This is a genomic window from Stenotrophomonas sp. 86156_Sma, from assembly GCF_056481625.1.
The window spans coordinates 504768-531171 of sequence record NZ_CM151157.1 but is presented as its reverse complement, the minus strand read 5'-3'; the positions used below and the strand labels follow the sequence as shown (position 1 = coordinate 531171).

The 26404-nt window shown below is 67.4% G+C and carries 22 protein-coding genes; 4 read left to right on the top strand and 18 right to left on the bottom strand.

Annotated elements, in window-relative coordinates:
- Complete coding sequence (locus ACZK33_RS02375; RefSeq protein ID WP_100437784.1) at positions 1–3063, bottom strand: bifunctional diguanylate cyclase/phosphodiesterase; 3063 nt, start codon at positions 3061–3063, stop codon at positions 1–3.
- 176 nt (positions 3064–3239) lie between these two features.
- On the opposite strand from ACZK33_RS02375, the gene ACZK33_RS02370 reads away from it, so the two are divergent.
- Positions 3240–5351 (top strand): M13 family metallopeptidase, encoded by a 2112-nt coding sequence (locus tag ACZK33_RS02370; protein ID WP_032128756.1) that lies wholly within the window; start codon positions 3240–3242, stop codon positions 5349–5351.
- A 132-nt stretch (positions 5352–5483) separates the two neighbouring features.
- Here the strand turns inward: ACZK33_RS02370 and ACZK33_RS02365 are convergent, their stop codons facing one another.
- The gene (locus ACZK33_RS02365; RefSeq protein ID WP_423174437.1) at positions 5484–6656 is read right to left on the bottom strand and encodes an MFS transporter; all 1173 of its coding nucleotides are present in this window, start codon (positions 6654–6656) and stop codon (positions 5484–5486) included.
- Positions 6653–7867: an MFS transporter gene (locus tag ACZK33_RS02360; RefSeq protein WP_423174436.1), complete on the bottom strand. Its 1215-nt coding sequence runs from the start codon at positions 7865–7867 to the stop codon at positions 6653–6655. The genes ACZK33_RS02365 and ACZK33_RS02360 overlap by 4 nt, the downstream gene beginning before the upstream one ends.
- A 133-nt stretch (positions 7868–8000) precedes the next feature.
- Between ACZK33_RS02360 and ACZK33_RS02355 the strand changes: the two genes are divergently transcribed.
- Positions 8001–8588: a TetR/AcrR family transcriptional regulator gene (locus ACZK33_RS02355; protein ID WP_134952257.1), complete on the top strand. Its 588-nt coding sequence runs from the start codon at positions 8001–8003 to the stop codon at positions 8586–8588.
- Positions 8589–8699: 111 nt separating this feature from the next.
- On the opposite strand, the gene ACZK33_RS02350 is transcribed toward ACZK33_RS02355, so the two are convergent.
- The gene (locus tag ACZK33_RS02350) at positions 8700–9629 is read right to left on the bottom strand and encodes an oxygenase MpaB family protein (RefSeq protein WP_423174435.1); all 930 of its coding nucleotides are present in this window, start codon (positions 9627–9629) and stop codon (positions 8700–8702) included.
- Between the two features lie 309 nt (positions 9630–9938).
- Between ACZK33_RS02350 and ACZK33_RS02345 the strand changes: the two genes are divergently transcribed.
- Positions 9939–10553 carry a hypothetical protein gene (locus ACZK33_RS02345; RefSeq protein ID WP_032128761.1) on the top strand — a complete coding sequence of 205 codons (615 nt, stop codon included), beginning with the start codon at positions 9939–9941 and terminating at the stop codon, positions 10551–10553.
- 39 nt (positions 10554–10592) lie between these two features.
- Here the strand turns inward: ACZK33_RS02345 and ACZK33_RS02340 are convergent, their stop codons facing one another.
- The 13 genes from ACZK33_RS02340 to ACZK33_RS02280 all read right to left on the bottom strand — a co-directional run bounded on the left by ACZK33_RS02340 (position 10593) and on the right by ACZK33_RS02280 (position 23059).
- Positions 10593–10937, bottom strand: a complete 345-nt coding sequence (locus ACZK33_RS02340) for a hypothetical protein (RefSeq protein ID WP_032128762.1) — start codon at positions 10935–10937, stop codon at positions 10593–10595.
- Positions 10938–10955: 18 nt separating this feature from the next.
- Positions 10956–11726: a LytR/AlgR family response regulator transcription factor gene (locus ACZK33_RS02335; RefSeq protein ID WP_032128763.1), complete on the bottom strand. Its 771-nt coding sequence runs from the start codon at positions 11724–11726 to the stop codon at positions 10956–10958.
- Positions 11716–12975 (bottom strand): sensor histidine kinase, encoded by a 1260-nt coding sequence (locus tag ACZK33_RS02330; RefSeq protein WP_423174434.1) that lies wholly within the window; start codon positions 12973–12975, stop codon positions 11716–11718. Before ACZK33_RS02330 ends, ACZK33_RS02335 begins: the two co-directional genes overlap by 11 nt.
- Before the next feature lie 212 nt (positions 12976–13187).
- A complete protein-coding gene (locus tag ACZK33_RS02325) occupies positions 13188–14837 on the bottom strand; it encodes a M28 family metallopeptidase (RefSeq protein ID WP_423174433.1) in 1650 nt (549 codons plus the stop codon).
- A 347-nt stretch (positions 14838–15184) separates the two neighbouring features.
- Positions 15185–16831 (bottom strand): CsgG/HfaB family protein, encoded by a 1647-nt coding sequence (locus ACZK33_RS02320; protein ID WP_423174432.1) that lies wholly within the window; start codon positions 16829–16831, stop codon positions 15185–15187.
- A 16-nt stretch (positions 16832–16847) separates the two neighbouring features.
- Entirely contained in the window at positions 16848–17525 is a 678-nt protein-coding gene (locus tag ACZK33_RS02315) for a hypothetical protein (RefSeq protein WP_049398327.1), read from the bottom strand.
- A gap of 100 nt (positions 17526–17625) precedes the next feature.
- Entirely contained in the window at positions 17626–18726 is a 1101-nt protein-coding gene (locus ACZK33_RS02310) for a hypothetical protein (RefSeq protein WP_100437775.1), read from the bottom strand.
- Positions 18717–19913 (bottom strand): hypothetical protein, encoded by a 1197-nt coding sequence (locus ACZK33_RS02305; protein WP_423174431.1) that lies wholly within the window; start codon positions 19911–19913, stop codon positions 18717–18719. Before ACZK33_RS02305 ends, ACZK33_RS02310 begins: the two co-directional genes overlap by 10 nt.
- 107 nt (positions 19914–20020) lie before the next feature.
- On the bottom strand, positions 20021–21283 hold the full coding sequence (locus tag ACZK33_RS02300; protein ID WP_012509914.1) for an RNA polymerase sigma factor: 1263 nt from the start codon (positions 21281–21283) through the stop codon (positions 20021–20023).
- 45 nt (positions 21284–21328) lie between these two features.
- Entirely contained in the window at positions 21329–21685 is a 357-nt protein-coding gene (locus ACZK33_RS02295; protein ID WP_032128771.1) for a DUF1428 domain-containing protein, read from the bottom strand.
- Positions 21686–21709: 24 nt separating this feature from the next.
- Positions 21710–22120: a VOC family protein gene (locus tag ACZK33_RS02290; RefSeq protein ID WP_423174430.1), complete on the bottom strand. Its 411-nt coding sequence runs from the start codon at positions 22118–22120 to the stop codon at positions 21710–21712.
- 34 nt (positions 22121–22154) lie between these two features.
- Positions 22155–22577 carry a VOC family protein gene (locus ACZK33_RS02285; protein ID WP_005407887.1) on the bottom strand — a complete coding sequence of 141 codons (423 nt, stop codon included), beginning with the start codon at positions 22575–22577 and terminating at the stop codon, positions 22155–22157.
- A 68-nt stretch (positions 22578–22645) separates the two neighbouring features.
- Positions 22646–23059, bottom strand: coding sequence for a YciI family protein (locus tag ACZK33_RS02280; RefSeq protein ID WP_100437770.1), 414 nt, complete (start codon positions 23057–23059; stop codon positions 22646–22648).
- 722 nt (positions 23060–23781) lie between these two features.
- Between ACZK33_RS02280 and ACZK33_RS02275 the strand changes: the two genes are divergently transcribed.
- Complete coding sequence (locus tag ACZK33_RS02275; protein ID WP_004153945.1) at positions 23782–24189, top strand: YciI family protein; 408 nt, start codon at positions 23782–23784, stop codon at positions 24187–24189.
- Here the strand turns inward: ACZK33_RS02275 and ACZK33_RS02270 are convergent.
- A complete protein-coding gene (locus ACZK33_RS02270) occupies positions 24167–26248 on the bottom strand; it encodes a gluconolaconase (RefSeq protein ID WP_423175781.1) in 2082 nt (693 codons plus the stop codon). The genes ACZK33_RS02275 and ACZK33_RS02270 overlap by 23 nt on opposite strands.
- Between the last annotated feature and the right edge of the window lie 156 nt (positions 26249–26404).

The window sequence follows — 26404 nt, the reverse complement described above, 5'->3', positions numbered from 1 at the left end:
TTAGGCGGCAACCTCATCCAGCGCCTCGATGATCCGTTCCAGCGGCGCCGGCCGCCCCAGCAGGTAACCCTGCACCTGGTCGCAGCCGTGCGCAGCCAGCCAGTCCAGCTGCCCTGGCGTTTCCACGCCCTCGGCGATGATGGTCAGGCCCATGCTGTGGCCCAGCGACAGCAGCGCGCGGCAGATCGAGGCATTGCGCGGATTGGTTTCCACGTCGGCGACGAAGCTGCGGTCGATCTTCAGGATGTCCAGTGGCAGGTGCTGCAGGTAGGACATGCTGGAATAGCCGGTACCGAAGTCATCCAGCGACACGCTGATGCCCTGCTCGTGCAGGCGCTGCATGGTCTGCATCGCCTGCGCCGGCTTGCGCATCAGGCTGCTCTCGGTCAGCTCCACGTGCAGCGCGCCGCGGGCCAGGCCGAACTCCTGCTGCGCGCGGGTGAACTCGGCCACCAGGTCGCTGTTGAAGAACTGCACCGCCGATACATTGACCGCGATCGGCAGCTCGCCCCAACCGGCCTCGACCAGCCGGCGCTGCGCCTTCGCCGCCGCACGGATCACCCAGCGGCCCAGCGCCAGGATCAGCCCGGTGTCCTCACACAGCTGGATGAACTCGTTGGGCGGGATGAAGCTGCCATCGGCCTGCGGCCAGCGCAGCAGAGCCTCCAGCGCGGCCGGGCTGCCATCGCTGGCGTGCCGGATCGGCTGGAAATACAGCTGGAACTCGTTGTCGATGGCGGCGTGGATGCGTCCGGCCAGGCGCAGGCGGTCGGCCAACCGCGTGGTCACCGCCGCGTCGAACCAGACCACCACATTGCCTTCGGCGCGCGCGGCATGCGCGGCCTGTGCGGCCATGCCGATCACCTGCTCGGCGCTGTGGCCGTCGCCGGCAATGTGCACGGCCACGCCGATGCGCGGCTCGAACTGGTGCAGCGAATCCTTGCCGCGCATCGGTGCCGACACGATCTGCAGCAGGTCGTCCAGCACGCGCTGGGCATCGTGCTCGGCACCGATGGCGAACACGAAGTCCTCTGCCGGCTGGAATGCCAGCGTGCCGCAGCGCGCGCCCAGGCCACCGAGCCGGGTCGCCATCGACTGCAGCACCGCATCGCCGATCTCGCGGCCCAGCGTGTCGGCCACCAGCTGCAGTCCGCGCAACTGCACGAAGGCGATGGTGTAGCCCTCCTGCTGCTCGTCCAGCTGTTCGGTCAACGCACGCACGTTGAGCAGGCCGGTGGCCGGGTTGTGCCGCGCCTGGTAGGCCAGGTCGCGCTCGTAAGCCAGCCGTTCGCTCACATCCTCGGCCAGCACCAGGCAGGCGGGCTGGCCATCGAAATCGAGCTTGGACAGGTGTGCCCGCACTTCGAACACACTGCCGTCCTTGCGCCGGTGCAGGCGCACGGTGGCATCCTGCAGCTCGCCGACACGGGCCTTGGCGATCGCACCCTTCACCTCGTCCCAGCCTTCGCGCGGGCGGATGTCGAGGATGCTCATCGCCAGGAATTCCTCGCGGCTGTAGCCGTACTGGCGCACGGCGGCATCGTTGACCTCGATGAAGCGCAGCGTATCCGGATCGAACACCCAGAACGGTGCTGGATTGCGGTCGAACAACAGGCGGAAGCGGCGTTCCACTTCGCTCATCTGCTCGCGGGCCTGGTAGCGTTCGCTCAGGTCGGTCAGCGCACCGATCATGCGGCGCTCGCTGTCGGCCACCTCCACCCGCTGCCCGCGTGCACCCACCCAGCGCACTGCGCCTCCGGGCAGCACCAGGCGGAACACCTGGTCGAGCACCGCGCCACCGGCGAAGGCCTGGTCGAAGGCCTGCTGCAGGCGCGCCGCATCATCACGATGCACGCGCGCGAAGAAATCGGCCACCGGCAGCGCATCGGTCTGCACGCCGAAGATCTCACGCGCCAGCGGTGACCAGCGCAACAGTGCGGCATCCTCGTCCACGTACCAGGTGCAGACGCGCCCGACCTGGTGGGCCAGGCGCAGTTCGGCATGCCCGGTCTTCAGTTCCTCCGCCATCGACTGCTGGCGGCGGGTGCTGCGGCGCACCGCGTACAGCAGGACCAGCAGCACCCCGACGTAGGCCAGCACGATTGCTACTGACGCCTGCAGGTAGGGCCACCATGGCGCCAGCACGTCCTCATCGGCCAACCCGACCTGCACCGCCAGCGGGCTGCGCTCCAGCGTGCTGATGGTGATGATGCGCTGCACACCATCGACCGCGCCCGGCAGGCTGCCCAGCTCGACCACGGCCTGCTTGCCGAGCAGGTCGCGATGCGGGAGATCGTAGCGTCGGCCGACCGTGCCGTGCGGGTCCGGTACGCGGGCCAGCATGTAGCCTTCCGCATCGCTGATCGACACCAGCCCGTTCGGGCCAACATCGAGGCCACCGATGATGCGCTGCAGTTCGCCGCAGCGCAGCCGCGCCAGCAACCAGCGGTCACCGGCCATCGGCAGCGCCAGCGGCACCACCCAGCCACCGTCGCTGGCGCGCAGCGGCGGGCCGATGTACAGCGAACTGCCCAGGCCGCGGCGCTGCGGATCGGTCCACAGCGGCAGGTTCAGGTCACCTTTGCCGGCCGTCAGGGCGCGGCCATAGCTGTCCAGCACCACGATGCTGTGCAGCTCGGCATGCCGGCGCAGCACGCCGCCGATGGAGGCATCAAGCAGCGCCGGCGCCTGCGCGGGCACGCTGCGGAACACTTCAACGGCATCGGCGGCGATGCCGGACATCGCCCGCTCCAGGTTGCGCAGCTCCAGCGCCAGCAGGCGCTCGCTGCCCACCGCCAGTGCACGGCTCTGGCGCTGTGCGGCCTCCAGCCGGCGGTGATGGTCGTTGGCCAGCATGGTGGTCAACCCGGCCACCAGCAGAATGCCCAGCAACACCCCGCCCCAGGTAATGGCGCGCAGCGGCCGGGCCAACGCCCGTTTCAGCGCGGGCATCGGTTGGTCTTCCTTGTGCAGTCGGCTGGCTTCATGCGCGAACGAATCCTCCACATCCCCGACCTCAACGGCCGGCGGACGCCATTCTTGACGCCTGACCCGCCCCCGCATGGCCACCTCCCCGTGTCCGCGCAGGGCTCCTGAGGCCAGCATGCACCACACCGGTGACGGCGTGAAGATCGCTTCCGCGCGTTCAGCCAGATCCTGCACAGGGCGGGCGGCACTACGGGAGGGCCAGCCGGGGCGGAGCGGATTAGACTTGGGGTTTTCCGCTGCAAGAGAAGTCCATGTCCAAGCTGCGCCGTCCCACCCTGGCACTGGCCATCGTTGCCAGCCTGTCCCTGGCCGCCTGCGACCGCCCGGCCGATCCGGCTGCCGGCACCGCCGCGCCTGCCGATGCCGCACCTGCGGCCGCCAAGCCGATGCTGGGCAGCTTCGGCTTCGATGCCAGCGGCATGGACCGCAGCATCAACGCCGGCGATGATTTCTTCGGCTTCGCCAACGGCACCTGGGTGAAGAACACCGAGATCCCGGCCGACCGCTCGCGCTTCGGCAGCTTCAACGTCATCGCCGAGAAGACCCTGGCCGACACCCGCGCCATTCTCGAAGGCGCCGCCGGCAACACCCAGGCCAGCGGTGATGACAAGCTGATCGGCGACTACTACGCCGCCTACATGGACGAAGCCGGCATCGAGCAGCACGGCATCGCGCCGGTGCAGCCGCAGCTGAAGGCCATCGATGCGATCGCCGACAAGGCCGGGCTGGCCCGTGCCCTCGGCGGCGACGTGCGTGCCGATGTCGATCTGCTCAATGCGACCAACTTCTACACCGACCGCCTGTTCGGCCTGTGGGTGTCGGTGGACCTGCTGCAGCCGGACCGCAACGCGCCCTACCTGGTGCAGGGCGGCCTGGGCATGCCCGACCGTGACTTCTACCTGGGCGGCGGCCGCATGGCCGAGCTGCGCAAGCAGTACCAGGCCTACATCGCACAGATGCTGCAGCTGGCCGGTGTCGCCGATCCGGCGGGCAAGGCGCAGCGCATCCTCGCGCTGGAGACGAAGATCGCGCAGGCGCACGCCACCCAGGAAGAAACCAATGATGTGACCAAGGGCGCCAATCCCTGGACACAGGCCGACTTCAATGCCAAGGCGCCGGGCATGGACTGGAACGCCTTCCTCGACGCGGCCGCGCTGGGCAAGCAGCAGGACTTCATCGTCTGGCAGCCCAAGGCCGTGGCCGGCCTGTCCAAGCTGGTCGCCACCGAGCCGCTGGATGTCTGGAAGGATTACCTGGCCTTCCACGCGCTGGACCGCGCCGCTGCCTACCTGCCGAAGAAATTCGCCGATGCCCGCTTCGCCTTCCACGGCACCACGCTGAGCGGCACGCCGCAGCAGAGCGACCGCTGGAAGCGTGCAGTGGACGACGCCAACCATGCCATCGGCGAAGCGATCGGCAAGCGTTACGTCGAGAAGCACTTCGACGCCAAGACCAAGGAACGCGCGGACGAGATGGCGAAGAACATCATCGCCGCCTTCGCCAAGCGCATCGACGCGCTCGCGTGGATGTCGCCGCAGACCAAGGCCAGCGCCAAGGCCAAGGTGGCCGGGCTGACCGTGGGCATGGGTTACCCGGAAAAGTGGCGTGATTACACCGGCCTGGAGATCCGCCGTGATGACGCGCTGGGCAATGCGCAGCGCGCCGAACTGTTCGAGTACCAGCGCAACATCGCCAAGCTGGGCAAGGCGGTCGACCACAGCGAGTGGGCGATGCTGCCGCAGACCATCAACGCGATGAACGTGCCGCTGGAGAACCGCCTGGTGTTCCCGGCCGCGATCCTGCAGCCGCCGTTCTTCGACGGTGCTGCCGACGACGCGGTGAACTACGGCGCCATCGGCGCAGTGATCGGCCACGAGATCAGCCACGGCTTCGACAACGCCGGTGCGCTGTTCGACGAGACCGGCAAGCTGCACAACTGGTGGACCGCTGAAGACCTGAAGCAGTTCAACGCCGCTGGTGATGCGCTGGCCGCACAGTTCAGCAGCTACGAGCCGTTCCCGGGCGTGCATGTGAACGGCAAGCTGACCCTGGGCGAGAACATCGCCGACGTGGCTGGCCTGGGTACCGCCTACGATGCCTACCAGCTGTCGCTGCAGGGCAAGCCGGGCCAGACCCTGGAAGGCTTCACCCCCGACCAGCGCTTCTTCCTCGGCTTCGCCCAGGCGTGGCGCAGCAAGAGCCGCGAGCAGGCGCTGCGCAACTCGCTGCTGACCGATGTGCATGCACCGGGCCAGTTCCGCGCACTCACCGTGCGCAACATCGACGCCTGGTACCCGGCGTTCGAAGTGAAGGAAGGCCAGAAGCTGTACCTGGCCCCGGACAAGCGGGTCAAGGTGTGGTGATGTAACCGGAACGGGCGCCGCAAGGCGCCCGTTTCATTTCCCGGTAGCTGCCAACCTGGGTTGGCACATGCCCCGCTCTGGTGGGTGCCAACCTTGGTTGGCACGGGGCAGGAATCCACGCATGGCGTGGATCTACCTGCGGGTGGTGGCAACCATCAGCAGAGCGCTCGCAGCCAACACCGCAGCAGCCCAAAGCGTGGCGTATGACCCGACACCATCCAGCAGCCGTCCCCCGCCCCACGCCCCGAGCGCGATACCGATGTTGAACACGCCCACATACAGGGCGGTGGCGATCTCCACGGCCTGCGGCACCGCTTTCATCATCCAGCTCATCAGGCCCACCGATACGCCGCCATAGGCCAGGCCCCATAGCAGCAGCACCGCAATGCCACCGCTCGGCGTGCCCCCCAGCCACAGCAACAGCAGCGGCGTCAGCAGCAGGCCCGATGCGATCGCCAGCAACGTACCGCGCGGATGGCGCGCTGCCAGCGGCCCGGCAATGAAGTTGCCGGCGATGCCGGCCAGGCCGTAGGCAAACAGCAGTGCACCGATCCACGACGCCTCCACGCCCGAGACGGACGTCAGCAGCGGCCGCACGTAGGTGAAGGCGATGAAGTGCCCGGACACCAGCAGCACGGTCAGCCACAGCCCACGCCGCAGGTCGCGCTGGCCAAGCTGCTGTACGAACTGCCGCGGCTGCGCCGATGTACTTACAGGTAACGCGGGAACCACCCGCAGATGCAGCAGCATCACCGCCGCACTGAACAACGCCATCGCCGCAAAGGCGCTGCGCCAACCCAATGCATCCCCGATCAGCGCGCCCAACGGCACGCCCAGCACCGACGCTGCGGCCACGCCGCCGAAGATGATCGAGGTAGCCAGGCCGATGCGGTCAGCCGGCACCAGACGCGCAGCCAGACCGCCGGCGATGGCCCAGATGCCGCCCATGCAGAACCCCACCAGCACCCGTGCGGCCAACAGCCAGCCGATGCCCGGTGCCAGCGCCGACGCGAGGTTGGCGACCAGCAGGAGCGCAAGCAGCGCGCACAGGATGCGACGGCGATCGATGCCACCGGCTGCGATCACCACCAGCGGTGCGAACACTGCCGCCAGCAGGGCCGGCAGCGAGATCATGAGGCCGGCTGTGCCGGTGGACGCGCCGAGATCTTCGGCGATCGGGGTCAGCAGGCCGACCGGCAACATTTCGGTGGTGACCACCGAGAACGTGGCGAGGCCGACGGCGGAAACCGCCCACCACGGATGACGAGGCACAGGCGCGGCGTGCGCAGGCGATGAAGCGCTCACGGGACGATTCCTTCAGGGGATGTGGTCGAGGCAGACGGGCGCAGTGCACGTTGCGCGAGCACGGCGAACAGCAGCACGCCACCGCCTGCCACCAGCGCAACAACAAAGCCGCTGCGCACGCCCCCCGCATCGACACTCCGCCCAGACAGCGCCGCGCCCAGCGCCACGCCGATGTTCAATCCGGCCAGCAACCAGGTCATGCCTTCGGTCAGGCGCGATTCGGGCACGTACTGTTCGACCAGCGACATCGCCACGATCATCGTCGGCGCGAAGAACACCCCGGCCAGCAGCACGGCAACGGCCAGGGCAGGCACGCTGCCGACCCACAGCAGCGGTAGCGTGGCCAATGCAGTGGCCGCTGCTCCGGTCAGCAACAGGCGCGGCAACGGGATCTGCAGCTTCAGTGCACCAAACAGCAGGCCCGCCGCGCAGCTGCCCAGCGCATAGGCCGACAGCACCCAACTGGCAGCCAGTGGCTGCCCGCGCTGTTCGGCGAAGGCCACGCTGGTGATGTCGATGGTACCGACAATCACACCCATCGCCAGCATCAGCAACGCCAGCAGGCGGATCTCCGCTTGCCGCAGCAGCGAGCGCGAGGGTGTTGCGCCTTCGCAGCGCTGCAGCGGTGGTTCGGTACCACGCTGCAGGACCAGTGCGGTCACTCCGATCACCAGCAGAAGGGCTGCAGCCAGCACGCCGGCCTGCGGCCATACCGCCACCGACAACCCGACGGACAACGGTGGCCCGGCGATGAAGGTGACCTCGTCGAACACCGTCTCCAGCGAGTAGGCGGTCTGCAGTTGCGGGCGCCCGCGATGGATCGCGGTCCAGCGCGCGCGCACCATCGCCGACACGCTGGGCATCCAGCCGGCCAGCATCGCCGCAATGAACAGCGTCCAGTCCGGCGCGGCCAGCAGCGTGCACGCAAGCAGCAACAGCAACCCGGCCGCACTGGCCGCGGTAGCCCACGGCAGCACCCTGCCCTGCCCGCGCCGGTCGACCCAGCGCGATACCTGCGGCGACAGCAACGCGTAGGTCAGCACGAAGGTGGCCGACACCGCACCGGCCAGTGCATAGCTGCCGCGCAGCTGGGACAGCAGGGTGATGATGCCGATACCGGTCATCGGTAGAGGAAGGCGTGCCAGCAGCCCGGCCAGGGCGAGGCCGGCGGTGCCGGGGGCCGCGAACAGGTCGCGATAGGGGGTGGCCATCAGGTTCTCCAGGGCAGTGACTTGCCTGGCGCACCGGGCGCCACGACAATACATACAGAGCGTATGAATAAGAGGCTACATTCATACGTACCGTATGTAAATAATCATGCACTGTGTATGTAAGGAGCTCCGGATGGTTCGTCGCACCCGCGCCGAGATGGAAGAAACCCGCGCCACCCTGCTGGCCACCGCCCGTCGGGTGTTCAGCGCGCATGGCTATGCCGCCACCTCGATGGACGACCTGACCGCCCAGGCCGGGCTGACCCGCGGCGCGCTGTACCACCACTTCGGCGACAAGAAGGGTCTGCTGGCGGCTGTCGTCGCCCAGCTCGATGCCGAGACCGACCTGCGTCTGCAGGCGATCAGCGATGGCGCGGATGATGCCTGGGACGGCTTCGTGCAGCGTTGCCGCGCCTATCTGGAGATGGCACTGGAGCCGGAGATCCAGCGCATCGTGCTGCGCGATGCGCGCGCGGTACTGGGTGGCGCCTCGCCGGAATCGCAGCGCCACTGCGTGCACTCGATGCAGCACCTGATCGAACATCTGGTGGCGCAGGGCGTGGTGGCAGCGGTGGATGCGCAGGCACTGGCGTCGCTGATCTACGGCAGCCTGGCCGAAGCCGCGTTCTGGATCGCCGAGGGCGAGGATGGCGACGCGCGCCTGCGGCAGGCGACGGCGGCGCTGGAGATGCTGTTGCGTGGGTTGAAGTCGGCCGGGTAACGCCCATCCACGCATGGCGTGGATCTACTGCGGAATCCGCTCTGGTAGAGGCCAACCTTGGTTGGCGCTTCTGCGGCACCGCGCGAAATGCGTGCCAACCAAGGTTGGCAGCTACCGGAGCAGTTCGGGCCACTCGCGCAACACCGCCACCGGCACGCCCATGCGCGTGCAGGCGCGGCTGGCCAGGCCATCGGGCAGCGCGCGGCGGAACAGCGGCGCCATGCCCTGCATCAGCTTCGCCGACGCTGCAGCTTGTGCGCGCTGGCGCGCATTGCGTTCCAGCATGCCCTCGGCCCAATCCGGCAGCAGCGCCGCACCGGCGCCGAGGAACACTTCGCGCGACAGACCCGGCACCGGTACCGGCAGGCGCACGCCGGACAACACCTCCAGCACTTCGCGCGAGCGTTCGTCGACGCGCAGTTCCGGCTGCCGCGCGCAGAAGTACGCGGCCACTTCCGCTTCACTGCGCGGCACATCCACCGCACCCAGTGCCTCGGCCACGCAGCGGTACTCGTCGTAGTAGCGATCGGCGATGTGCGCCGGCACCTCGCGCCCGTAGCGGCGGAAGCCTTGCAGGAAGCCAAACGCCTCGGTCACGTGCACCCACGTCAGCAGCTGCGGATCGTCCGCCGCATAGGGCTCCCCCTGCGCGGTCTGGCCGCGGATCTGCGCATGGATGCGGCGTATCTTGGCCACCAGCGCCTCCACCTCGCCGCGGGGCGCATAGCTGGTGCCGGCAACGAAGGCGGTGGTGCGGCGCAGGCGGCCCACCAGGTCCTGCCGGAAGTTGGAATGGTCGTAGACCCCGGCCAGTGCGCGCGGGTGCAGGGTCTGCAGCATCAGCGCACACAGGCCTCCGGCCAGCATCGAGGGGAACTCGGCGTGCAGCCGCCAGGTGACGCTGTCCGGGCCGAACCAGCCCGGGTCTCCCAGCGGGTGGTCGTAATCGATGCCGCTCTGGCCACGCGGGAAGGCCTCCAGTACCCAGCGCCGGATCGGCGCGGTGACGGGGCGGGAGAGTCGCTGCAGCAGAGCCGGCATCACAGGTCCAGGAAAGGCGGAAGAGCGGCCGCAGGTTGCGCGGTCGGCCCCGATTCTGGGCGATCACGACGCCGACGGCGAGCCTCCGCGCTCAGCCACGGTTTCATGTGCAGCCGCAGCACGTTTCACCCTGCGACATCCTGTCGCAGGCTGCGACCTTGATGTTGCGATGCAACAACATTCACCCATTCAGACAAAACCCTTACGCCGCTAGGCATTGCGCCCATTGCACGGCTCGCTGGAAGTGCTAGAACTGAACCCGCCACACCGTCCAACGCTGATCGACGCACGTTCCACAAGGAGCCAGCCATGATTGCTTTGTTCAAGGGTTTGGGACTACTGCTTCGCGACAACGAGCTCTACAGCAGCCCGTTCGAAAAACAGGTCGCGCACTGGCGCAGCCTCAGCGAGCAGCAGATCCGCGATGAAGTGGCTGTGCTGGCCCAGGCCAAGTGCCAATGGCTGATCGCCTCGATCGTCGGCTGGCAGGCGGCCTCGCTGCTGATCCTCGGGCTGATCACCAACTACCTGTGGCGCGACGATTACCACATCACCTTCACCCGCGTGGTCGTGGTGTTCGGCTCTTGGATCTCGATCCTGTTCGTGATCTGGTTCATGGCCAACATGTTCGACCGCACCGCCGGTTTCGAGCGTTGGATGAAGGCCTTCAACAGCCGCGCCCGCATCAGCTCCAAGGCCGACAGCGTCGAGAACGTGGCCGAGGCACTGGACCTGGCCGAGCACTACCCGGAAGTGCTGGACTACAAGCAGGCCGTCACCGCCAAGCGCGAGCTGCGCCATGAGGACATCCGCATCATGACCGAGATCGGGCGCATGAAGCAGCACTCAGAACTGGTCGGCCGCCTGAACCATGTGGGTGAGAACGAGCACCACCACGACCTGACACTGCAACCTGCCTACTGACCCTTCAGGGAAGCGGGGGGACCCACAATGCCACCGTGATCACTCACGGTGGCATTGTTCTATCGGGTCCTGGCTGACGCATTGGTGGAAGCCCCTGGGCAGGTCACGCATCGCCTCGGTCTTTCCCACCGCCACCGCGAACCGACGCAACGGCGGCGTGGCACACGCGGCCCCGCTGCTGCATGCAGGGTCCAGCACCACGTAGTGGCAGTGGCCACTGCTGCTGGCGATGCACTGGAACCGCGCCTCGCCATCGACCACGGTGCGTTTGCTGTACAGCGTGTCCACGCCGTTGGCATTGGTACGGGTGATCGAGGTTTCGCTGGACTTCTCGCAGCCGGCCAACGACAGCGCAGCAACGCAGGCAAACAGGAACAGGCGCATGGTGCCTCCAGGGTGCGGCTACATGCCGCGGAACAGGCTCATGAAGGGTTGGCTGACCACCAGCGTCTCCGTACGCCCACGCAGGCGCAGCACCCCGCGCCCGGTATCGTCGCGGCTGACCGCTGCCACCGCCTTCATGTTGACGATGGTCGAGCGATGGATCTGGCGGAAGTGCTGCGGATCGAGCACTTCCAGCAGCTCGCGCAACGGTGTGCGCAGCAGGCTCTCACCGGCCGCGGTCATCACGGTGGTGTACTTGTTGTCAGCACGGAAGTAGGCCACGTCTTCCAGCATGATCAGCTGCGTCTCGCGGCCGTTGCTGGCGGTGATCCAGGCCAAGGGCGGGCGCTCTGCCGCCCTCTGCGACGGCCCCAGGCGCTGAAGCAGGCGTTCGAGTACGGCATCGTCCTGGCGCGTTGATGGCAGCCGCGACAGGATGCGTTCGCGCGTGGCCAGCAGGCGCTCATCGCTGACCGGCTTCAGCAGGTAGTCCATCGCACCCTGCTCGAACGCGTCGATGGCGTACTGGTCGTAGGCGGTAACGAACACCACCTGGGTGCGCGGGCTCAGTTCGGACAGCGAACGCGCCACTTCAATGCCACTGATGCCGGGCATGCGGATATCGAGGAAGGCGATGTCCGGCTGTTTCTCGGCCAGCTGTTCCAGCGCACTGGCGCCATCCTCGCACTCGGCCACCAGCTTCAGGTCCGGCCACAACCGGCCGAGCTGCTCGACCAGCGACTGCCGCAGCAGTTCCTCATCTTCGGCAATCAGCGCTTCAAGCGGCATGGCTGCGCTCCTTGTTCGACTGCGGCAGGGTCATGGTCGCGGCCACGCCGCTGGGGAAGTTGGCGACGATCGCCACACCGGCCTGCTCGCCGCAGGTCAGGCGCAGGCGCTCGCGAAGATTCTTCAGGCCGATGCCGGTGCCGCTGGTGCCCTGGCCGAAGCCGAGGCCATCGTCGGCCACCGTCACCGTTACATGGTCATCGAAGCCACGCGCCAGGATCCAGATCGTGCCACCGCCGGGCTTCGGTTCCAGGCCATGCTTGATCGCATTCTCCACCAGCGTCTGCAGCGCCATCGCCGGCAGCTGCACGCCGTGCAGTTCGTTCGGTACCTGCACCTCCACCCCCAGCCGTGCGCCCATGCGGATACGCAGGATCTCCAGGTAGGCACGGGTGCGCTCCAGCTCCACGCCCAGCGTGGACAGCGATTCGTCCACCTGTGGCAACGAGCTGCGCAGGTACTGGATCAGGTGGCCCAGCATCTGGTCGGCACGTGCCGGGTCGGTGCGGGTCAGCACCTGCGCGTTGGCCAGCGTGTTGTAGAGGAAGTGCGGTTCCACCTGCGCATGCAGCAGGTTCAACCGGGCCACCGACAGCTCCTTTTCCACCTGGGTCTGCTCAGCCGCAGCCTGCTCGTCGCGACGCTGGTCGGCAACACGGCGGCTGATCGCGCGGGTGACCGCTTCGGCGTTCTCGAAGTTGCTGCCCTCATCCAGTGCCAGCAGGTCGGCCCACCAGCCGGCATCCGGCTCAAACAACAGGGTGACGGTACTGGTGCCCTGCCCCGGCGTGACCGTCGCCAGCACGCTGTTGCGCTTGATCGCCAGCCGTGCCGGCAGGTTCCAGCGCGATGGCTGGCGGCCGTTCCAGGCATCCACGCGGCGCACGTAGGCCCGCACCTGCAGGCTGCCGGCCGAACTTTCCACGTCTTCAACGCGCGGCAGTTCAGCGATGGCCGCTTCCACCACCGAGAATGCCTGGCCGGCATCCATCGGCAGTTCCACCTGGCGGCGCTGGCGGCCGGAGAGCGTGGTCGAATCCAGCCGGCCGGCGACCAGCCAGACGCGGCGTACATGGGTAATCGCGCTGCCCAGCGCGGAAATCATCAGGAACATCACCAGCAGCCCGAACACCCAGCCAGGGCCGTCGTTCATGCCGCTGAAAATGCCGCTCCAGACCATGCCGGCGACGAACAGCGCCGCAGCCCAGGCCAGCAGGTGACGAAGCAGGAGAGAGAGGCTGGCGAACACGGCGGCGCCTTGGAGGAAGGGGGTGAGCCGAGCATAGGGCGGCCCGCCGGGCAAACAAGCGGGTTGCGACGAAGGGCCGGAAAGCGGGGATGGAAGCCATTCTGGTAGAGCCGGCCGCTGGCCGGCTCCCCATGACCTCCACAAGCATCACAAGGTTGCCAACCAGCGGCCGGCACTACCCGGGAGGCGCCGGGCGAACCCGGTGCATTCCCTTACTTGCGCTGGTCGGCGCTGGCGTCACGCACGGCGCGGAACGATTCGTCCTTGCTCCAGTTCGGCCAGCTGCGCGAGTTGGCCAGCTGGTTGCCCAGCGTGTACAGCACTTCCAGGTCGCGGGCGGCACCGGCGAACACCCAGTCCGGCTGCCACTCGTCGCCCTGCTGGTGGTAGCGCTTGGCGGTGTAGTCCTCGGAGGCCTTCTTGCCTGCGGCCACGCCACCGTCCACCCAGTCCTGGCCGGCCGACCAGGACAGCGCCGGCACGCCACGCTTGGCGAACGGGAAGTGATCGGAGCGGAAGAACAGGCCCGCTTCCGGCTTCGGGTCCGGCGTGTAGCGGATATCCCAGCCCTTGGCCACGTCCTTCAGCTGGTCCAGCAGCTCGAAGCGCGCGGCACCGTAGATGCCGAAATCACGCGACGGCCCGAACGGCGCCATGCCATCCATGTTGATCACCGCCACGGTCTTTTCCAGCGGATACAGCGGATGGGTGGCGTAGTACTCCGAACCCAGCAGGCCCTTTTCCTCGGCGGTGACCGCCAGGAACAGCAGCGAACGCTGCGGGCGCTTGGCCTTGGCGAAGCCACGGGCCAGTTCGATCAGCGATGCGGTGCCACTGGCGTTGTCCAGAGCGCCATTGAAGATCCGGTCGCCACGTGCGTCGGGCTCGCCCACGCCGATGTGGTCCCAGTGCGCGCTGTAGATGATCGTCTCGTCCGGGTGGCTGCTGCCTTCCAGGCGTGCGGCCACGTTGTGCGAGGTGATCACTTCGGTCTTCACCGCGTACTTCGCGTCCAGGCTGGCGCCGGTCAGCGGCACCGGGGTGAAGTCGCGCTGCTGCGCCTTCTTCTTCAGCGCCTCGAAGTCCTGCCCGGCCGAGCGGAACAGCTCCACGGCCAGGTCGCGCTGGATCCAGCCTTCCAGCAGCGGGTGGCTGTCGGCCGGGTTGTCGCGCACCACATCGAACATGGTGTTGGTGTTGGAACCGGCCACGGTGGCCCAGCCGTACGACGCCGGTGCGGTCTCGTGCACGATCAGCACGCCCAGCGCGCCCTGGCGGGCGCCTTCTTCGTACTTGTAGGTCCAACGGCCGTAGTAGGTCATGCCCTTGCCGTCGAAATCACCCTGGCCGGTCTCGAAGTCCGGGTCATTGATCAGCACGACGGCGATCTTGCCCTTCAGGTCCACGCCCTTGAAGTCATCCCAGTTGCGCTCCGGGGCCTTCACGCCGTAGCCGAGGAACACCAGCGGGGCCTTGCTGATGTCGACGTTGCTGGCGCCGTTCATGGCGGCGCGCACGGCGATCTGCTTGCCCTGTTCCAGCGCAACGGTCTTGCCGCCCTGGTGCAGCGCCAGCTGCGGTGCGCCGACGATGTCGCCCTTGCGCAGCGGCACGGCCTGGGTCCACAGGCGCTTGCCATCCTTGAGGTCACCGCCCGGCTGCAGGCCGGCGTCGGCGAACTGCTTGCTGAGGAAGGCGATGGTCTTCTCTTCGCCGGCGGTGGCCGGGGAGCGGCCTTCGTAGGCGTCGGAGGCCAGTTCCTTGACGTCGGCGGAGATCCGCGCGCCATCGAATTTCGGGGTGGCCGCCATCAGTGCGCTCGACACTGACAGGGCCAGCACGCCCAGTACTACTCGTTTCATTGCTCTCTCCAGCAGGGAAATCCTTCTGGAGTGTAAGGGGTTCGGCAGGGCTGCGCCCTGCACCCGCAGAAACAACGGCAACGGCCGAAGCAACAGCAAAAGCTGGGTTCCTGAGTGTAGGCGGGGTAGGTCCGGTTGCGGGGGACGCCGTGAATCCGTCCCTGGAGGCTTGGGCGCGCCATCCATGGCGCTTACACCCCCGCAACCGGACCCACCCCGCCTTCGACAGGTTCCCGCTGCTGTTGGTAGGTGTCGACCTTGGTCGACACGGACGGAAACAAGAAAGGGTCAGAGCTCTTTCCCGGTGGGAAAGGTCTCTGACCCCATCGGTGTGTTGCTTGAGCCTGTTACCAGTTCGGGTCTTCGGCCGGGGCGGCAGCGGGCTTGGGCTTCGGCTTGGCCGCCGGGCGCGCGGCGGCGGCCGGTGCAGCCGAGGCCGTTGCGCCAGCAGCGGCGGCAGCCGGCTTGCTGCCCAGCTTCTGGCGCAGTTCAATCTGGCCCGGACGGAAGCCGCCGCGCATGGCGTCGACACCGTCTTCGATGGTGCCGTACGAGGTCTGTGCGGCCACGCGGTCGATGCGGATGGTGCAGCACGGGTGTTCGCTGCGGCCCAGCGAGCGACCGGTCTGCGGGTCCTTCAGTTCTTCGCCCAGGCGCACGGCCTGCCAGCGCTGGCCGGCCTGCACGGTGTCACCGCCCTGGCTCAGCACCACCTGGTCTCCGTCCACCGACACCACCGACACCGGGAACAGCGTGGTGACGATGGTGGTACCGATCTGGCCGGACAGCGATTCCATCATCGCCGCGGCCATGTTGCGGCCGTTGACCACGCGCGGCAGGGTGCTGGGGCCGGTCGAGGCCAGCTGGTGGTCGAAGCTGTCGGACATCACCACCTGGCCGGTGGTGGCGTTGATCAGGCGCAGGGTAATGCGGCCGCCACCGGAGTACGAGGTCACCTGGCGGTCGGACATGCGCAGGTTGCGCACGCTGCGCGGGTACTCGAAGCGTTCGATGGTCGGGATCAGGATCAGGTCGGTCGCCAGCTGCTGGCCGACCCGTGCGGTGTCCTGCAGGCGCACGTTGCCGCTGTTGATGTGGTCGATCTCGGCCTGTAGTTCGTCACCGAACTCTCGGTCCAGCACGATGAAGCGCTGGGTCTGGGTCAACGTGTCGGACAGGCGTGCGCGGATCGCGTCGGCCACTTCGTCCGCGTCCACGCGGCCGTCGCCCACGGCATAGCTGCCGGCCTTGGTGCGCGGCAGTGCAACCACGATCTTCGGCTTGCCCTGCTCGTCCGGCGCGCGGTACTGGGCGATCTGTGCGCGCACGCGCACCTTCCAGTAGCTGCGCATGCTGCGATGGGTCACGTCGGAATCGAACGAACTGGCGCCACGCTTGGCATCGACGTTGACCTTCTCGTCGTAGCTTTCCCTGACGCTGGCCGAGGCCGAACCGCTCTTGGCCGATGCTTCGCCGGAGGCACTGGCCGACGCCGAGCCCTTGAAGCTCCAGCCTTCGTCGCTGGCGCGCACGCGGGCGATGGTTTCCTCGTCCAGCTGCCGCACTTCATCCTGCGACAGGATTTCATAGCCCAGCACCGCGCCCTGCGAGCCGGCGATCATCTGCTGGGTGAACGCGTCGGCGCGGATATCGCCGACGTGTTCGTCATCCACATCCACATGCAGGCCTGCACGCAGGCTCTGCATCTGGCTGGCCACGCGTACGCCGTTGATCTGCGCCACCGCCGACTGCAATGCCGCCAGCACCGCCAGTTCCGGGGTGCTGCCGATGCCGTCGGCTTCGCGCGCGACCTGGGTGGTGCCGCCGAAATCCGGCGTGCCACGCAGGGGCGCTGCTTCCACTGGCGCATTGCTGGCCAGTGCACTGGTTGCCTTGTCCTTGGCGGGCGCGGCGGCCGGGGTGTCCTGCTTGCCACAGGCTGCAAGCAGCGTGGCAGCCAGGCCCAGGCCGATCAAACGGTAGGTCATACGCATGGAGATTCGCCTCGGATCAGAGCGTGTCGAGCATCGAATCGGCGTTGGACGGCACCTTCACCTTGCTCTTCTTGGCGAAGGTCACGGCCGACTTGGTCGAACCGTACAGGCCCTGGATGAAGCCCGGCGATTCCTTGGCCACCCATGCACCGGCGGCCAGCTTGCGGCCGACGGTGGCCAGCTGGGTCGCGCCCAGGTTCTTCATGCCGGCGGTGAAGTTGCTGGCTTCGCCGCCCAGCTTCTGTGCTTCGGCCGCCGAGGACAGCAGCGAGACCAGGCCTTCGGCGTAGTGCTGCTTGGATTCAGCGTTCAGTTCCGGCTGTGCGGCCTGGCGCTCGTTGATCGCCGCCTGCGCAGCTTCACTGACCGACACCGACTTCTTCATCGCATCGACGCTGACCGAACCCGACGACAGCGCCTGGCGCTCGGCTTCCAGCAGCTGCACCTGCTCGGCCAGGCCGAAGGCGCGGGCAAACGAGGTCTGGGCCTGCAGCGAGTGCGACTGCGAGCTGACGAAACGACGCACCAGCGCTTCCTGCGCGGCTTCGTCCGGAGCGGCGGCGCTGGAGGCGCTGCTGCTGGAGGTGCCGGTAGCGGCGCCAGCCAGGTCCTTCAGCTTGCCCAGGCCAGCGTGGGCCGGCATCGACAGGGTGGCGGCAGCGATGGCCACGACAAGAGCGGTATTGCGGATCATGTGAGTGTCCTTTTGGGAGAGACGGCCGCGAAGCGGCACGTGGGAAATCGGTAACCCGAGGGCGATGCCGAGCGAGCTCGGCACCCACCGGGGTGGCGGATCAACGAACTGCCTTGACGTTCAGTTCGTTGATCATCTGCTGGGCAGCCTTTTCAGCCGCCAGCTGCAGCGCGTTGGTACGGGCGACGGTTTCGTTCGGGCCGGTACCGGAGAACTGCACCGGGCCCACCGACGACACGGTGCGCGGGAAGCGACCAGTCACGTCCAGCACCTTGCCGGTGACGGTGACGAACACGCGGGTGTTGCCGCTGGCCGGGTCGCGGTCGCGCATGCCGACGTCGAGGGTGCCGACGGCGATGTACGGGATGTTGGCCGCACGGATGCCGTTGGCGGTATCACGCAGGGTGGCCGGGGCCAGGTCGTTGCCGGTGCTGAAGTCCTTGCGGATACGCTCGATGCTGAGCAGGCCGCGCGATTCGCCTTCCACGTATTCGGCTTCAACCACTTCGTAGCCGGCGGCGCTGAAGGCACCGGTCATCGCGGTGTTCACTTCGGCGGCGTTGGCCACCTTCCAGCTGATGTTGTCGCTGCGCTGGGTGGTGCTGCCGCCGCTGGTGACCGACATCGAACCGTTCTGGTTGATGCTGCCGTTGGTGCTGACCGAGTTGCCGCGGAAGCTGTCGCCTTCACGGGTGTTCTCGCTGTAGCTGCTGCTGGCGTCGACGCGGCGGTATTCCTTGTCCTGGAACGACTGCACGGTGTCCTGCGAGCGCGCCATGAACAGGAAGGTCAGCAGCGAGCGCTGCGCAGCAGTGGCGCCAGCAACGGCCGAGCCAGCATCCAGCTTGGTCTGCAGCAGGGTGGTGTTGATCTCGGCGCGGACGGTGACGCTGTAGGTCTTGGCCTTCTTGTCTTCGGTGTCCGACAGCTGCACGGCGCTGAGCACGTAGCGGTCGATCTCGCCGATGAACTCGGCGCGACGTGCTTCGAACAGGCGCAGCTTGGCCGCACCGGTTTCGGCGATGTACGCCTCCAGTGCATTGACCTTGGCCTTGTTCAGGGCCTGGGCGCGGGTGTCGGCACTCAGGCGCAGGCCGTAGCTGGCCGAACCGGTACCGCGCGAACTGGCGGTCTGTGCAGCGACCGGGGAGGCCACCACCAGGGCGATGAGGATGAGCAGGATGGTACGCATCAACGACATGACTTGATCAACTCCTGGAGGGCTTGGGTCTGCTGCTGCAACGGGCGGCCGCCCGGCTTCTGTTCGTCCAGCCAGCCGCGCGAATCGGCGCGCTTGGCGGCGGCGCCGGCGAAGGCGTCGAAGCCGGCCAGCAGGGTTTCGTAGCTGGCCGACCACTGGTCGACCTGCCACTGCGTGACCGGCACCACCTTGGTGGCACCCTTGCGCAGCGGCTGTTCGAAATAGACCTTGCCGGAGAACGGCTCGGTCACCTTGGCGGTGAAGAACGCGCCGAACAGCATCGTCTTCATCGCCGGCGTTTCTTCGATCACGCCGTTCTTCAGCGCATCCACCTGCAGGTTGATGACGTAGTCCGGCTCGGGAATCTTCAGCTGGTAGACCTTGCCGTCGGCAAAGCGCGCCGCCATCGCACCACCGATCGCCTGGCCCGAGGCCGGCGGCAGCAGGCCGACGCCGGTATTGGACGACAGCGTCTTGGACAGCTCATGGGCCAGCGTGGCGCGCAGCGGGGCTTCCCACTTCGGGTCGGGCAGCTTGGCGCGGACCACGTCGGACAGGGTTACGCCACCGACCTGCAGGCGACGCACGGCGGCATCGGGCAGCCTGGCCTGGGCGAGGCTGGCAGCCAGCACCTGCGACAGGCTGGTATCGGCGCTGCCATACAGGAGATCGGCGACGATCGCGTCGATATCGTCGTTGTCCGGCCGGTAATCCTGCACGTCGATGCGCTGCAGGGTAAGCGGATAGGACGCGATCACCTGGCGCTCGCGGAAATCGAAGAACAGCGCCTGCAGCGCCACTTCCACCAGCACCTTGTACTGGTCACCGATCGGCTCGACCGAGACCAGTTCGCGGTCCAGTGCCGCGGCCAGCACTGTCGCACTGGTGGTGCCGTCGAGCATCGCCACCGGCTGGTCGATCAGCTGCAGGTGGGCCGGGGCGCGGCGCTTGAGCCCCTGCCCCAGGGTCTGGTTGAGCGGGATCAAGCCACGCTTTTCCAGCACGGCGTGCGCATGCGGCGTGGTCGCCTGCACGGCAGCGGCATCAGCGGTATAGGCAAAACCGGCCCAATAGGCCTGCTGTGATTTGTCTGCCGCCTGTACGGCCATCGGCCATACGGCCAGGCACAGGGCACAGGCAAGCAGGCGCGCAAAAGCGCGCGATGCGCTCTTCGTCCTTGAATACATCCAACCGCTCCTCGGTCAATACGCATGGAAAGTGGACGCTGACGCGTCCGCTGGGCGCGAAACATAACGGCTCGCGGGCCCGCCGACAAGTGCTGCCTTCGTCGAGGTCACTCCGTGGGAGGCAGGCCGGCCCGTTGCCGCAGCAGGCCCCGCTCTGCCTGGTTCTGGCTGAGTCTGGCGGCTTCCGCAAAAGCGTGACGTGCGTCCAGGTCGCGCCCCAGCGCCTGTAGTAACTCCCCGCGCACCACCTGCAGCGGCGCGTACTCACGCAGTCGCGCGTCCACCAGCAACGGCTGCAGCTGCGCCCACGCCGCGAAGGCACCGTCACTGCGCAGCACCGCCACGACCCGGTTCAATGCAACAACCGGCGAGGGCTGCACCTGCAGCAGCTGCGTATAGAGCGCTGCGATGCGCGGCCAGTCGGTATCCTCGGGGCGGCGCGCCGCTGCATGGCACGCTGCGATACGCGCCTGCAGTACATAGGGATCATCAGCGCCACCGGCGGCCAGCGCGCGCGCCAGCACCTGCTGCCCGCGTTCAATCTGCAGCCAGTCCCAGCGCGCGCGGTTCTGCTGGTCCAGCAGTACCGGCACGCCCTGCGCATCGGTCCGTGCCGCGGCACGCGAGGCCTGCAGCTCCATCAGCGCCAGCAGGCCCAGCACCGGCGGCACCGGCAGCCGGTGCGCCAGGATGCGCGCGAGCCGCAGCGCCTCCTCGCACAGTGCCGGGCGCATCCAGTCGTCACCGGCACTGGCCGCATAGCCTTCGTTGAACACCAGGTAGATCGCTTCCAGCACCGAACCAAGCCGCTCGGGCATCGCGTCAGCACGCGGGACCTCGTAGGGCACCTGCTTCTGCGCCAAGGTGCGCTTGGCGCGCACGATGCGCTGGGCGATGGTCGGCTCGGGCTGCAGGAAGGCGCGCGCGATCTCGACAGTGGTCAGGCCACCCAGCAGGCGCAGGGTCAATGCCACCCGTGCATCGGCCGGCAACACCGGATGGCAGGCCACGAACATCAGCCGCAGCAGGTCGTCACCCAGATCATCTTCCAGCGCTTGACTGTCATCGGGCGCCGGCAGCGGCGCCGGATGCAGTTCCTCGCCCCACTGCGCATGCTGCTGCGCCACCCGCTGGTGCTGGCGCAGCACATCAATGGCACGGTTGCGCGCAGTGGTCATCAGCCAGGCTCCGGGGTTGTCCGGGATGCCCTGCTCCGGCCAGCGCTCCAGCGCGGCCAGCCAGGTGTCCTGGGCCAGCTCCTCGGCGCGGCCGACATCGCCCCCGAGCAGCCGCGCCAGGCGCGCGATCAACACCGGCGACTCCATCCGCCAGAGGGTTTCCAGACGCTGCGTCAGTGCGGGCTCGAGCATGCGTCGATCACAGCACGCACGCCCGGCCCGCACAAGCGCCGTGGCTCATGCTTCAACAATCGGCTTGAAGCCGCCCCAGAACATGCGTTTGGTGTCGAACGGCATGTCCTTCGGGCCCAGCGACGCCAGCCGTGGGTCCGCCATCACTTTCGCGTTGATACGGTCGCGCGCCGCGCGCGAACGGAACACCACGAAGGCGACGATCACCGTTTCGCCCGGTTTTGCCTTGACCGCACGCGGGAAGGACGTGCTCTTTCCCGGTTCCACATCGTCAGCCACGCATTCCATGTACTGCAGCGCGCCATGGTCCTTCCACACCGCGCCGGCCTTGCGGGCAAGGCGGCGGTAGGCGGCCACCTTATCCTGTGGGCACGGCAGCACGTAAGCATCCACGTAAGCCATGAGGGTTCTCCCTTGCGGCGGCCGTCAGCCCGGCTCGCCGTCCATGTGTGCGATTTCCCAGAGATGGCCATCCAGATCCTGGAAGCCGCGCTGGTACATGAAGCCCAGGTCGCGCGCCGGCTGCGGTTCGCTGCCGCCGGCGGCCAGTGCCTTGTCCACCAACTCGTCAACTGCCTTGCGACTGGGTGCCGAGAGTGCGTTGATCACTTCCGTGTGGGTGTGCGCATCGGCAATCGGCTTGTTGGTGAACTGCTGGAAAAAAGGTTGGGTCAGCAGCATCACGTAGATGCGCTCGCTGATGACCATGCCTGCCGCGTCATCGTTGGTGTAAGTTGGATTGAAGCTGTAGCCCAGCGCGGTGAAGAAGGCCTTGGATTTCTCCAGGTCCTTCACCGGAAGATTGACGAAGATCATCTGCGGTTGCGGTGCACTCATCGGTGAAGCTCCTTGTGGATGAAAAGAAGAGGGATCAGGGCTGCTTCATGCAGTTGACCATCCACGGCTTGCCGTAGCGGTCGATCAACATGCCCCAGCGGTGCGCCCAGAACGTTTCGGCGATCGGCATCTGTACCTGGCCACCTTCGGCCAGCGCCGCGAACACGCGTTCGGCTTCTTCGATGCTGTCGACGTCGACATTGATGGTGGTCGAACCACCCTCGCCACCACCGGGACCGTCGGCCGCCATCACGATGGCACTGCCGATTTCCAGCTGGCTGTGCGCGACGTGGTCCAGGGTTTCCGGCGGCATCTCGTTGCAGCCTGGCGAACCATCGGAGGGCGGCATGTCGCGGTATTTCATTTCCGAAGTGACCTGGCCACCGAGTGCCTTGGCATAGAACGCCATCGCCTCATGGGCCTGGCCACTGAAGCCGAGGAAGGGAATCAATTTCATGGCAATGCTCCGTCGTGGATTTCAGGGGGGTAGCGCCGGGCCATGCCCGGCGGCGGAATTGAATCGGGTCAACCTTCCAGCTGTGCACGCAGACGCTGTTCCTGCTGCTGTAATTCGGGGGTGAAGGCTTCGCCGAAGTCTTCAGCGGAGATCAAGGGACGCAGTTCGAGGGTGCCGCCACTGCCGAACGGCGCACGGCTGGCCCACTCGACGGCCTCGTCCAGCGAGCGCACGTCCCACAGCCAGAAGCCGGCGATCTGGTCGCCGGCGGGGCCAAACGGACCGGCCTCGACCTTGGGCGCGCCACTGCCGAAATGAATGCGACGTCCGCGCTGGGTGGCATGCAGGCCTTCACCGGCCAGCATGATGCCGGCGGCCACGAGTTGTTCGTTGAAGGCGCCCATTTCGGACAATTCCTGTTCGCTGGGCATGCGGCCGGCTTCGGAGTCGGCGTTGGCCTTCACGATCACCATCACTTTCATTGCGGTCTCCCGTGGGGACGCGTGGTGCGTGCCCTTCACTGGGTACAACGAACCAGGGGGCTGGGAATCGACACGTCTTTTGAAAATTATTTCTTCCGTGGAAAGCGCGCCTTCGGCGGGGGTCGGCGAACGGCGGAGCCCCTCCGTGGTGGGGTGGGTTGGTCGCTGAAAGCTCGGTTCATGGATTTGGCCGGGTGGGGAGGCAGGGCAGGGGGCGCTGCAAGTACGTCCATGTAAGCTCGGTCGCCGCATCCATGCGGCTCACGCCCCTGCCCCGCCTCCCCACCCGGCCTTGGACAGTTACCTGCCTCCGGCACGCACCACGGGAAGATCAAGAAAAAAGGCAGAAGCAACAGCAACAGCAACAGCGGGTGGCTGGCGACCTCGGCTTTGCGAGCGGAGCGACCCGCTTTTGCTCTTGTTGTTGATTTCCCGTGGTGGGTCGGCGACCGGAATCTGTCAGGGGTCGGGCGGGTGGGATTGGCGGGGTATCCGCGCCATGGATGGCGCGGCTAAGCCTCCAGGGACGGATTCACGGCGTCCCCGCCAATCCCACCCGCCCGACCCACGCTCTGAAACCCAGCTTTCAGCGACCAACCCACCCACCACGGAGGGGCTCCGCCGTTCGCCGATCGCCCGCCGCAGGCGGCCTTTCGCGCTGCAGCATGCCGGCAGGCAAACCTGCGCCATCATGGACACCCCGCCCCCGCCAGGACCGTGCCATGCAGCAGTACCTGCTTCTGATCTACATCGAGCCTGCCCTGCTGCAGGCCCTGCCCACCGAAGAATTCAACGCGCTGATGCGCGACTGCCTCGCCCACGCCGACAAACTGCAGGCGGAAGGCACGCTGCTGGCCGCGCAGAAGCTGCAGCCGGTCGACACCGCGCAGACCCTGCGCGTGCGCGATGGCCACAGCCGTGTATTGGATGGCCCGTTCGCCGAAACCCGCGAACTGCTGGCCGGCTTCAACCTGATCGTCGCCCGCGACCGCGACGAAGCCATGCGCATCGCCCGCGACTTCCCCTGGGCGCGCTTCGGCAGCATCGAGGTGCGGCCGCTGGAAGACATGGACGCCGAGCGCGAACGCTGCGGCGCCCCGGCTGCGGCTATGGCAGCAGCCGTACCCTGATCTCGCGCGGGCCCACGCCTTCGTTGCCACTGTAGTCGCGCACGCTGGCGCGTACGATGTACTCGCCCGGCGGCAGCGCCGCCGGCTGCCAGCGCCCGGTTTCCATCAGGCCATCACGCACGGTGTTGGTGGCGAGGTAGCGGAAGCGGGTCACCGCACTGCCATGCACGGTGATGCCGCTGTCCGGTGCGTAGGCCACGCGCACCGCTTCGGTCTGCGGCGGCATGCGGTTGAACACGATGTTCCAGCGCGGCTGCTCATAGCCCTGCAGCGGCTGCCCGGCAGCATCGAGGATCTGGTAGCCCACCTGGTACATGCCCAGCCGGCGCCGCGGCAGGTTGTTGTCGACCTGGTCCCAGGCCTCGACCACGATCTGCACGCCACGTCCCTGCCGCGCCAGCATCACCACGCCGTCGCTGCCCGCCGCCAGTGGCTGGTCGTTGTCGTCCAGCAGCGCCACATCGGTGATGCGCGGTGCGAAGTGGTCGGCGTAGTTATGGAAACCCAGCGCCACGGCGTTGGTTTCGAAGCCGCCGGTGCCCACCGCCAGGTGCACGTGCGCCTGGTTGTTGATGCTGCCCAGGCGATCGCCGACGTGGATGCGCGTGCCGCGACGCACGCGCATCCGCTCCAGCTTGCCCTGTTCGTCGTACAGCGCCTGCCAGCGCGCATCGAACGGCTGGTCGCGCGGTGTGCGGCCGACCCGCATGTGGATGTACTTGAGGCGGTCCACCGCCAGGCCCTCGGCCTGCCCACCCAGGCTCCACGCCGCTACCGGGCTGCTGATCTTGCCATCGGCGATTGCCAGCACGGTCTGGCCGACATCGCCGCGCACATCGAAACCGCCGTGCAGGTGGTGGCGGCTCTCGCCCTTGAAGTTGCCGCGCACCTCGCCCAGCGTGCCGACCACTTCATGCCAGCCATCCTGGGGTGCCAATGGCCAGCGCCCACCGGTGTCCGGCAACGCTGCATCGGCAGCGGGCCCGACCAGCGCCGGTGCCGGCAGGTCACCCACCGGCAGCGGGCGCAGGCGGTGCAGGCGATAGCTGGCGGAATCGGCGACCAGCACGCTGCCATCGGCATCCATCGCCAGACCACTGGGGCGGGCCAGGCGTGGCAGGCGGCCGTTGCCCACCAGCGCGATCTGGTGGCCCTGCGGTGTTACCTGCACGATGCGGCCATCAAGGTCACCCACGTACAGCACGCCGTCGTGCGTGGTGGCCAGCGACAGCGGCCCATTGATCACGCCGCCATCGCCCAGCAGCGTGCTGACCGTGCCGTCGGCACCGACCCGACGCACCGCGTTGTTGAACAGGTCGGCCACCAGCAGCGCGCCGTGCGCATCGAAGGCCAGTGCCACCGGTGTATCGAAGCGTGCATCGCCCGCCAGGCCATCGGCCAGCCCCGGGCGCTCGCCGCCGGCCAGGGTACGCACGTTGCCGTCGGTACCGATCACCCGGATGCGGTCGTTGAAGGTGTCGGCCACATAGACCTGGCCCTGCGCGTCCACCGCGATGCCCATCGGTGCATCGAAGCGCGCCTGCGCGGCAGGGCCATCGGCGTAGCCCTGTTCGCCACCGGCCAGCGTGGTCACCTGGCCATCGGTGCCGATACGGCGGATCGCGTGGTTGCCGGTGTCGGCCACATACAGGTTGCCCTGCGCGTCGGCGGCGATGCCCGAGGGCGTATTGAAACTGGCCTGCAGTGCCGGGCCATCAATGCGCCCCTCGCCCTGCCCGGCCACCGTTTCAACGCGGCCATCGGGAAGTCGACGACGGATCCGGTTGTTGTCACCGGCATCGGTGAAATAGACGCTGCCATCGGCACTGCGCAGCAACGCGTACGGATCGGCGAAACGCGCCTGCGCGGACGCGCCATCGCGGTCACCCGGGTGGCCATCGCCGGCCAGCGGCTCGATCTGCGCGGTCCACGCCAGCGGCGTTGGAACCGGACCTGCCGGTTCAGCCGGCGTATGCAGCGGCGTCTCCCACCAGGTCGCGGCCAGTGCCACTACGGTCGCCAACGCTACGCCTGCCGCCATCCATTGCCACCGTGCCATCGTGCTGTGCTGCCTGCCTGCTGTCTGAAGAGGCACCGACAATAGACGCTGAACGCAGGATCCGCCAAGGCCAAACGTACTGCCGGATACCAGAGTTCCATGCGTCGCGCTTGTTCTCCCTGGCTACAGCGGGTTCAATGCTCTTCCCACGGATGG

Bases quoted from the DNA above. Each gene is read 5' to 3' on its own strand.
- ACZK33_RS02375 (WP_100437784.1), bottom strand. From the start codon at position 3,063: ATGCGGGGGCGGGTCAGGCGTCAAGAATGGCGTCCGCCGGCCGTTGAG.
- ACZK33_RS02370 (WP_032128756.1), top strand. From the start codon at position 3,240: ATGTCCAAGCTGCGCCGTCCCACCCTGGCACTGGCCATCGTTGCCAGC.
- ACZK33_RS02360 (WP_423174436.1), bottom strand. From the start codon at position 7,867: ATGGCCACCCCCTATCGCGACCTGTTCGCGGCCCCCGGCACCGCCGGC.
- ACZK33_RS02355 (WP_134952257.1), top strand. From the start codon at position 8,001: ATGGTTCGTCGCACCCGCGCCGAGATGGAAGAAACCCGCGCCACCCTG.
- ACZK33_RS02350 (WP_423174435.1), bottom strand. From the start codon at position 9,629: ATGCCGGCTCTGCTGCAGCGACTCTCCCGCCCCGTCACCGCGCCGATC.
- ACZK33_RS02345 (WP_032128761.1), top strand. From the start codon at position 9,939: ATGATTGCTTTGTTCAAGGGTTTGGGACTACTGCTTCGCGACAACGAG.
- ACZK33_RS02340 (WP_032128762.1), bottom strand. From the start codon at position 10,937: ATGCGCCTGTTCCTGTTTGCCTGCGTTGCTGCGCTGTCGTTGGCCGGC.
- ACZK33_RS02335 (WP_032128763.1), bottom strand. From the start codon at position 11,726: ATGCCGCTTGAAGCGCTGATTGCCGAAGATGAGGAACTGCTGCGGCAG.
- ACZK33_RS02325 (WP_423174433.1), bottom strand. From the start codon at position 14,837: ATGAAACGAGTAGTACTGGGCGTGCTGGCCCTGTCAGTGTCGAGCGCA.
- ACZK33_RS02320 (WP_423174432.1), bottom strand. From the start codon at position 16,831: ATGCGTATGACCTACCGTTTGATCGGCCTGGGCCTGGCTGCCACGCTG.
- ACZK33_RS02315 (WP_049398327.1), bottom strand. From the start codon at position 17,525: ATGATCCGCAATACCGCTCTTGTCGTGGCCATCGCTGCCGCCACCCTG.
- ACZK33_RS02310 (WP_100437775.1), bottom strand. From the start codon at position 18,726: ATGTCGTTGATGCGTACCATCCTGCTCATCCTCATCGCCCTGGTGGTG.
- ACZK33_RS02305 (WP_423174431.1), bottom strand. From the start codon at position 19,913: ATGTATTCAAGGACGAAGAGCGCATCGCGCGCTTTTGCGCGCCTGCTT.
- ACZK33_RS02300 (WP_012509914.1), bottom strand. From the start codon at position 21,283: ATGCTCGAGCCCGCACTGACGCAGCGTCTGGAAACCCTCTGGCGGATG.
- ACZK33_RS02295 (WP_032128771.1), bottom strand. From the start codon at position 21,685: ATGGCTTACGTGGATGCTTACGTGCTGCCGTGCCCACAGGATAAGGTG.
- ACZK33_RS02290 (WP_423174430.1), bottom strand. From the start codon at position 22,120: ATGAGTGCACCGCAACCGCAGATGATCTTCGTCAATCTTCCGGTGAAG.
- ACZK33_RS02285 (WP_005407887.1), bottom strand. From the start codon at position 22,577: ATGAAATTGATTCCCTTCCTCGGCTTCAGTGGCCAGGCCCATGAGGCG.
- ACZK33_RS02280 (WP_100437770.1), bottom strand. From the start codon at position 23,059: ATGAAAGTGATGGTGATCGTGAAGGCCAACGCCGACTCCGAAGCCGGC.
- ACZK33_RS02275 (WP_004153945.1), top strand. From the start codon at position 23,782: ATGCAGCAGTACCTGCTTCTGATCTACATCGAGCCTGCCCTGCTGCAG.
- ACZK33_RS02270 (WP_423175781.1), bottom strand. From the start codon at position 26,248: ATGGCACGGTGGCAATGGATGGCGGCAGGCGTAGCGTTGGCGACCGTA.